Raw genomic sequence first — 1565 nt, 5'->3', positions numbered from 1 at the left:
GCGGGGACCACACCATCCTGCTCGGCCAGGTCGAGCACACCCGCCTCGGCGAGGCCCAACCGGCGATCTATTTCCGCCGCAACTTCCACACCGTGCCTCTTGTCGGCCAACCGCACGAGGGGACCTGATCGATCAGCCTCGCTTCCGAGGACCGAGCCCACACAAAGGTCGAACGATCACGAGGCCATGATTGGCGGCCAGCGTGTGGCGGGAGTACCGGCAGCTATTTGTCGGACCCAGGACCACCCGAGAACTGCTCCAGGTAGTGAACGAGTCCGTCACCACCGGTCATGTCGCGGACCAGTTCAACAGCGCGGTTGGTATGCGCGCTTGCCAACGGTGGTCGCGGTAGGAGACCGCGACGACATCGCTGCCTGCGGCCAGCTCCAGCGTGACTTCCTCGGCGTTGTCGGGTTCGCCGAGGTCCGTCCCTGCCACGCAGGCCACGAGCGCTCGAAGACATCCGGAGTGGGTAGCCACGAACAGATGCTGACCGATACCTTCTGCGACGCGCCCGAGGCTGACCAGGAGCATCCGCTGAACGACCGAGGCCGGTGGCTCGTGCCAGAGAAGGGGCGTCTTGAGCCAGAAGGTCATCGCGTCACCAGTCGCCTCATGCGCGCACCAGAACTGCCTGGCCTCGCTGACCCAACCTCGGGGGATGCCGGCATCAGCGGCCAGCAGCTCCAGGTGTCGGCCCCGAGCTCGGGTCGGCTCCATTGGGCCTTCGTCGGTCCACACCTGGACGTTGCGGAAGCCAGGCTCTGGCTGTATCCCACCGTCCTTCAGCGTGATGCCCAACTCCGCAACACGCTGAAGCACCGCGGCCTGCAAGAGCTCGGCTGTCGCGCGTGTCCGAACGGTCGGCGCGTAGCCGAACCTGATCTGATCTCCGTCTCGACAGAGGGCGGCCAGCTGGACCCCTCTGCCGATCGCCTGTCGCCGCCCAAGCTCGGTGAGCCCGGTGTCCTCGTCGTAGCTGGCGGTCTGCCCGTGCCTGATCAGATGAACCGTCAGAGAGCCGGGGGCGGGTCTACCGACCGACATGTCAAGCCTCCTCAGAATGGCGCGTTGGGGCGCTCAGCGGGTCGGATGACCATGTTGACCTCGCAGGCCAACCCACGTGACAGTCCCTGCACTCCGATCGCGGTGCAGACCCGCGCTCGCCGGGTATCAAGCTGAACAGGTCCGATGTGAGGTTTCTGGTGCCGGTATCCCCGCGAGGTCCTCCGGTAGGTCACAGCCGACTCCGCTGTGCGGGACTGACATGTCGACCGTCGATTCTCCCTGGGCGCGACCACTGTGCGCTGATTATCAGCCGCAGGAGCCTCACCGTGAAGCACCTACTACATAGATCAGCTGATGTTGACCCCGTTTGGCGGACACGAAGGTGAGGAGACATAGGGTCTGACGATCTTGTGAAGGAGATCGTCTGTCGTGCCCAAGCCCTACCCGCCGGAGTTCCGGCGACTGTCTTGCGTCTGACTTCGTGAAGCAGATCCGGTCGGAAATACCCAGCCACGAGTCGGTGTGTCGTACCGACTTGGAGGCTGTTGATGATGTCC

General features: G+C 64.5%; 1 protein-coding gene. It reads right to left on the bottom strand.

The features are described 5' to 3' along the window. Nucleotides 1-288: 288 nt before the first annotated feature. Complete coding sequence (locus G567_RS0125060) at nucleotides 289-1047, bottom strand: histidine phosphatase family protein (protein WP_028932066.1); 759 nt, start codon at nucleotides 1045-1047, stop codon at nucleotides 289-291. Between the last annotated feature and the right edge of the window lie 518 nt (nucleotides 1048-1565).

Origin of the sequence: Pseudonocardia asaccharolytica DSM 44247 = NBRC 16224 (genome assembly GCF_000423625.1) — a bacterium.
Taxonomy (GTDB): domain Bacteria; phylum Actinomycetota; class Actinomycetes; order Mycobacteriales; family Pseudonocardiaceae; genus Pseudonocardia; species Pseudonocardia asaccharolytica.
This window is presented reverse-complemented; position numbering and strand designations above follow the sequence as displayed.

Excerpts from the sequence above, each read along its gene's own strand:
- G567_RS0125060 (WP_028932066.1), bottom strand. The coding sequence starts at position 1,047 with ATGTCGGTCGGTAGACCCGCCCCCGGCTCTCTGACGGTTCATCTGATC.